This window comes from Streptomyces himastatinicus ATCC 53653 (assembly GCF_000158915.1).
Taxonomy (GTDB): Bacteria; Actinomycetota; Actinomycetes; order Streptomycetales; family Streptomycetaceae; genus Streptomyces; species Streptomyces himastatinicus.
The window spans coordinates 8,098,008-8,103,011 of record NZ_GG657754.1; the positions used below are offsets into that span (position 1 = coordinate 8,098,008).

Here is a 5,004-nt window from a genome sequence, read left to right on the forward strand (position 1 = left end):
GGGAGCGAGGTGAGGAGGTCGTCGCTGCGGACCACCGACCCGAGGACCACCGTGGTGAGGAGGAAGTACGGCATCAACAGCGCGCCGCCGAGCACCAGATGGACCCAGCGCAGCAGGGCTCGTCGCCCGAGGGCCGCGCGGGTCCATCGTCGCCAGGGGAGGGTGGTCACAGGGGCCGCAGCTCCAGTGTGCGCGGGGGAACGGGGGCTTCGGACGCCTGCGCGCCCCGCTCGCCGAAGAAGTACGCACCGGCCGTGAGGACCAGCAAGCCCACGATCATCTGCACAGCGTAGGTCATGTTCATCACCGCGCTCGGCGCCTTGGCACCGTCCCCCGAGGTCAGACCGGTCAGCATGAGCCAGCCGCCCCAGCAGGCCAGCGCCCCCGAACCGATCCAGGCCAGGCCCAGCGGGACGCCGAGCCGGAGGCGGTGGCCGGAGCGGAAGGCGAGCGTCAGCGCACCGGCGGCGGTGGCGAGCGCGAAGACGACGTACATCGCCTCCAGGACGTAGAAGTCGCTCGTCCGCTCCGCGGCCCGCGCCGCGGACAGCCCGGCCGTCGAACCGGCCGCCCACAGCGCATGGGTCGCGGCGGGCAGCACGGCGAGCACCGTGGCGACCACGGCGGTGAGGCGCTGGGCGCCGCGGGTGGGGCTGTCGGCGGGCAGATCGGCGATCCGGCCGCGCCACAGATGGCCCCAGCGCTCACGGGCGTACAGCACGAAGAGGGCGCCGAGAGCGAGGCCCTGGAGGATGAACCCGCCGTAGACGAGGCCGAAGACCCAGTCGGCGAGGAACCGGCTGTCGTCGGCGGCCGGGCCCGCCCCGGTGCCGTGGCCGAGCGCGGTGACGATCAGCTGGGCCGGGAAGCCGGTCATGATCGGCGCGAGCAGCCCGCAGGCGCACCACACGGGCAGCGCCAGCAGCCAGGCCGGGACCCGCCTGCCCCAGGGGCGGGTGAGGAGGAGGGCCAGGACGACGACCGCGGCGTCCATGAGGACGGAGAGCCCGTTGAAGGCGAGCATGACGGGGCGTTCCCCGGGGGCGCGCAGATCGCTGCCCTCGGGGATGCCGAGGTAACTCCCCGCGATCCAGGCGACCTTGAGGCCGATGTAGGGGAGGCAGGCGAGGATGGCGACGGCGCGCAGCGCCCGGCGGGGAGCGGTGGTGGCGTGGGGCTGTGTCATGTACACCAGCCTTGCGGAGCGTCCGGCTCCGCACCTCGCCCTGTCCGACGATCCGCCTCCGCCGTGCGGCGGAGGCCGTCGTCCTCCCCGCGACCCGCGGCCTTCGGATTCAGAGACGGCGCGTGGCGAGCGTGAGGCGGTCGCGGGCGTCGAACAGCGCGTCCTTGATCATCTGCTCATGGGCCCCGGTCAGCCGGGCCACCGGCACCGAGCAGCTGATGGCGTCCCGGGAGGGGGTGCGGTAGGGGATGGCGATGCCGAAGCAGCGCAGCCCCAGGGTGTTCTCCTCGCGGTCCACCGCGTACCCCTGCTCGCGGATCAGGTGCAGTTCCTCGATCAGCTTCTCGCGGTCGGTGATCGTGTGCTCGGTGAGCGGGCTCAGCGTCTCCGGCAGCAGCTTGCGCACCTGCTCGTCGGTGTACGTGGCCAGCAGCGCCTTGCCCAGCGAGGTGGAGTGGGCCGGGAGGCGGCGGCCGACGCGGGTGAAGGGGCGCAGATAGTGCTGCGACTGGCGGGTGGCGAGGTAGACCACGTTGGTGCCGTCGAGCCGGGCGAGGTGGATGGTCTCGGTGGTGTCGTCCGAGAGCCGGTCCAGCGTGGGCCGGGCCGCCGCCACGACCTCGTCGCCGTCGATGTAGGACGTGCCGACGAGCAGCGCCCGCACCCCGATGCCGTACCGGGTGCCGGTCGCGTCCGTCTCCACCCAGCCCAGTTCGACCAGGGTGCGCAGCAGCATGTACAGGCTCGACTTGGGGTAACCTACGGCCTCCTGCACGGAGGCCAGGCTGTGCATCCCGGGCCGGCCGGCGAAGAACTCCAGCAGTTCGACCGTGCGGACCGCCGACTTGACCTGGGCCCCGCCCGTCTCGGCAGCTGTCATCGCCTTGACCCCTCTGTTCGACCAGCCATAGAGTCCCGATGGAATTCATCAACCGGGACAGCGTTCAGCATATCGAACACCCGTCGATGTGCGAGACGCAAGCAGCGGTAACACAGCAGGAGGAATCCGCGGTGTCAGCACCAGTGTGGAGCGTCGACCCCCGAACCGGAAAGCAGCGCGAGCAGGTAGCGGTCGAAGCCACAGCGGAGGAGGTCGACAAGGTGGTGCGGGCGGCCGACGCCGCGCGCGGCGCCCTTACCGACCGTACGGTGCGCGCCGCCTTCCTGCGCACCGCCGCCGATCTGCTCGACGAGGCCCGTGACACGCTCGTCGAGGCCGCCGACGCCGAGACCGCGCTCGGCCCGGCCCGGCTCACCGGCGAGCTGGCCCGCACCAGCTACCAGCTCCGGTCCTTCGCGACGATCGTGGACGAGGGTGCCTTCCTCGACGTCCACGTCGACCACGCCGACGCCACCCAGACCCCGCCGTGGCCCGATCTGCGCCGCTACAAGCTGCCGCTCGGCGTCGTCGCCGTCTACGCCGCCAGCAACTTCCCGCTGGCCTTCTCCGTGCCCGGTGGCGACACCGCCAGCGCCCTCGCCGCGGGCTGCCCGGTCGTCGTCAAGGCCCACCCCGACCACCCCGCGACCTCCGAGGTGGCCGCCTCCGCGCTGCGCCGGGCCGCCGAGCAGGTCGGGCTGCCCGCCGACGTGATCTCCGTGGTGCACGGCTTCGACGCGGGCCTCGAACTCATCAAGCACCCGCTGATCGCCGCCGCGGGCTTCACCGGCTCGATCCGCGGCGGCCGCGCCCTGTACGACGCCGCGGCCGCCCGGCCGGTGCCGATCCCCTTCCACGGCGAACTGGGCAGCCTCAACCCGGTCGTGGTCACCGAGGCCGCCGCCGCCGAGCGCGGCGAGCAGATCGGCTCCGGGCTCAGCGGCTCGATGACGCTGGGCGTGGGCCAGTTCTGCACCAAGCCCGGCTTCGTGCTGGCCCCCGCGGGCGCCGCTGGGGACGCGCTGGTCAAGTCGCTCACCGAGGCCGTCAGCAACACCGACGCCGGGGTGCTGCTCGACCACCGCATGCGCGACAACTTCGTGGCGGGCGTCAAGGAGCGTGCCGAGCTGGCGGACGTCGAGGCGCCGGTGACCCCCGGTTCCGGTGGCGAGCACAGCGTCAGCCCCGGCTTCCTCACCGTCCCGGCCCGGCGCCTCGCCGAGCAGGGCCCGCACGATGTGCTGCTGGAGGAGTGCTTCGGCCCGGTGACCGTCGTCGCCCGGTACGAGAGCGACGCGGAGATCTCCGCCGTCCTCGGCCGCCTCCAGGGCAACCTGACCGCCACCGTCCAGATCTCCGCCGCCGAGGCCGAGGGCACCGAGGGCCGGGCCGGTGAGCTGATCGCCGAGCTGACCCCGCTCGCGGGCCGGGTCCTGGTCAACGGCTGGCCGACCGGCGTCGCCGTCGCCCCCGCCCAGCACCACGGCGGCCCGTACCCGGCGACGACGTCCACCTCCACCTCGGTGGGCGGCACCGCCGTCGAGCGCTGGCTGCGGCCCGTCAGCTACCAGGACACCCCGCCCGCACTGCTCCCGCCGGAGCTGCGCGACGACAACCCGCTCGGGCTGCCCCGCCGGGTGAACGGCATCCGGGAACAGCAGGGCTGACTCCCCGGTGACGACACGGCCGTCGGGCGCGCGGACCTGACCCGCCCGCCCGGCGGCCGTTTCGCGTTCCGGCGTTCCGCATTCCGGTAGCGGGAATCAGTGCAGGTCAGAGGGGATACGTAAGCATCCGTGGCGGGCACGCTTCAGAGATGTGCGATGGACGCCGGGGCGGGCCCGTCCCATAGTGGATGGACATGGAGAGCCTGGCGGGCGCCGAGTTCGCGCCACAGACGACGTATCTCAACACCGCTTCCAGCGGTCTGATCCCCGCACGCTCCACCGCCGCCATGAAGGCGGCCCTCGACGACGCGGCCGTCGGCGTCCGCTATACCGATGCGGCCTTCGAGGCGGTCGAGGAGACCCGCGCCGCCTACGCCCGGCTGGTCGGCGTACCGGCACGGCGGGTCGCGACGGGCGGCTCGGTCGTCGTGTACGCCGGACTGATCGCCACCTCTCTGCCGTCCGGCGCCGAAGTCCTCACCGCCGAGGGCGACTTCAGCTCCCTGGTCAACCCCTTCGCCGTACGCCGCGACCTCAAGCTGCGCACCGTACCGCTGGAGGAGCTGGCGGAGGCGGTACGTCCGGAAACCGCGCTGATCGCGGTGAGCGCCGTCCAGTCGGCGGACGGACGGATCGCCGACCTCGACGCGATCCGGGACGCCGCCCGGGCGCACGGGGCCCGCACCCTGGTGGATCTCAGCCAGGCCGTCGGCTGGCTGCCGGTGAGCGCGGGGGAGGACGACTTCACCGTGGCCGTCGGCTACAAATGGCTGCTGTGCCCGCACGGCACCGCCTTCCTCACCGTGCCCGAGGACCTGGGCGGCCTCACCCCGGTCTTCGCGGGCTGGCGCTCGGGGGAGCAGCCGTGGGACAGCTGCTACGGGCCGGTGGCCGAGCCGGCCCGTTCGGCGCGGCGCTACGACGAGAGCCCGGCCCTGCTCGCGTACGTCGCGGCCCGGCACTCGCTCGCCCTGCTCCATGAGCTGGGCACCGAGGCCGTCCGCGCCCACGACCGCGCGCTCGCCGACCGCTTCCGCGCCGGGATCACCGGCCTGGGGCGCTCCTGCGTGCCCGCCCCCGGCTCGGTGATCGTCTCCGTACCGGGCCTCGGTGAGGCCGCGCCCCGGCTGGCCAAGGCGGACGTACAGGTCTCGGCGCGGGCCGGGAACCTGCGCGCCGCCTTCCACCTCTACAACACCCCCGCCGACGTGGACCGTCTGCTGGAAGTGCTGGGGGACGGTGCGTAGCGGGAAAACACAGATGGCCAGGGG

Annotated in this window: 4 protein-coding genes; 2 read left to right on the plus strand and 2 right to left on the minus strand. The window is 73.3% G+C overall.

The window, feature by feature from the left end; translation table 11 throughout:
* Positions 1-166: 166 nt before the first annotated feature.
* Both SSOG_RS34535 and SSOG_RS34540 read right to left on the minus strand, forming a co-directional pair.
* Entirely contained in the window at positions 167-1,186 is a 1,020-nt protein-coding gene (locus tag SSOG_RS34535) for a hypothetical protein (protein WP_039939353.1), read from the minus strand.
* A gap of 109 nt (positions 1,187-1,295) precedes the next feature.
* Positions 1,296-2,066 carry an IclR family transcriptional regulator gene (locus SSOG_RS34540; RefSeq protein WP_009718909.1) on the minus strand — a complete coding sequence of 257 codons (771 nt, stop codon included), beginning with the start codon at positions 2,064-2,066 and terminating at the stop codon, positions 1,296-1,298.
* An 86-nt stretch (positions 2,067-2,152) separates the two neighbouring features.
* Here SSOG_RS34540 and SSOG_RS34545 point away from each other — a divergent pair, with 86 nt between their 5' ends.
* The gene (locus SSOG_RS34545) at positions 2,153-3,733 is read left to right on the plus strand and encodes an aldehyde dehydrogenase (NADP(+)) (RefSeq protein WP_078510655.1); all 1,581 of its coding nucleotides are present in this window, start codon (positions 2,153-2,155) and stop codon (positions 3,731-3,733) included.
* A 194-nt stretch (positions 3,734-3,927) separates the two neighbouring features.
* Positions 3,928-4,980 carry an aminotransferase class V-fold PLP-dependent enzyme gene (locus SSOG_RS34550; protein ID WP_106516700.1) on the plus strand — a complete coding sequence of 351 codons (1,053 nt, stop codon included), beginning with the start codon at positions 3,928-3,930 and terminating at the stop codon, positions 4,978-4,980.
* Positions 4,981-5,004 lie beyond the last annotated feature (24 nt).

What these genes read in the sequence shown, in the direction of transcription:
- SSOG_RS34540 (WP_009718909.1), bottom strand. Translation starts at nt 2,066, where the DNA reads ATGACAGCTGCCGAGACGGGCGGGGCCCAGGTCAAGTCGGCGGTCCGC.
- SSOG_RS34545 (WP_078510655.1), top strand. Translation starts at nt 2,153, where the DNA reads ATGTGCGAGACGCAAGCAGCGGTAACACAGCAGGAGGAATCCGCGGTG.
- SSOG_RS34535 (WP_039939353.1), bottom strand. Translation starts at nt 1,186, where the DNA reads ATGACACAGCCCCACGCCACCACCGCTCCCCGCCGGGCGCTGCGCGCC.
- SSOG_RS34550 (WP_106516700.1), top strand. Translation starts at nt 3,928, where the DNA reads ATGGAGAGCCTGGCGGGCGCCGAGTTCGCGCCACAGACGACGTATCTC.